The organism is Kocuria gwangalliensis, from assembly GCF_039544365.1.
GTDB classification, from domain to species: Bacteria; Actinomycetota; Actinomycetes; order Actinomycetales; family Micrococcaceae; genus Kocuria; species Kocuria gwangalliensis.
Window position 1 is genome coordinate 1 of sequence record NZ_BAABLN010000036.1, and the last position, 509, is coordinate 509.

Annotated in this window: 1 protein-coding gene and 1 pseudogene; both read right to left on the reverse strand. The window is 72.5% G+C overall.

All coding sequences use genetic code 11. The annotated features are described in order from the left end of the window. A pseudogene (locus ABEA06_RS13445) lies at positions 1–194 on the reverse strand (AAA family ATPase); the annotation flags it as partial. After that, positions 181–509 (reverse strand): Mu transposase C-terminal domain-containing protein (locus ABEA06_RS13450; RefSeq protein WP_345311822.1); only part of this gene is annotated, 329 nt, incomplete at its 5' end. The pseudogene ABEA06_RS13445 and the gene ABEA06_RS13450, both read right to left, overlap by 14 nt.

The following is a 509-nucleotide window of genomic DNA, read 5'->3' on the forward strand; positions in this document are numbered from 1 at the left end:
TAGCGGTGAGCGCGCACGGCGTCGGCGAACTCGGTGAAGCGGCGGTGCTCCCGGGTGGGCAAGAACGGCGGTGCGTCCGGGTGTGGGGGTGAGGTGAGCCCGTTGATCTCCCCGAACGTGCCGGAGAGGAAGCGCCGACCGTCGTCGTCCTTGCCCAGCAGGCTGCGGGAGGAGTCGGGCTCAGTCGGTGGCATAGGTCCGCAACCGGTGTCGGGGCGCCTGATCCACCGGCGGGTCTGCCGGTGGGCTCGGCGCCGGGGCGGGTGGTGGTGCCCAGCGGTCGTCGGCGGGCAGGGCGTCGGCGAGACTGCGCCGGGCACGCAGCTGCTGCTTCAGCTCCTTTCGCCGTGCGCCCCGGGCCTGCTGCAGTTGCTGGAGGGTGATGGTCTCGGCGGCCAGCTCGGGGGCGATCGCCCGGCACAGGTAGGTGTCCTGGTGGTAGACGCGCACCTCACCGGCGTCGCGGGAGTCGTAGCGGATGGTCACGGTCTCGGAGACGTAGGCGGCCA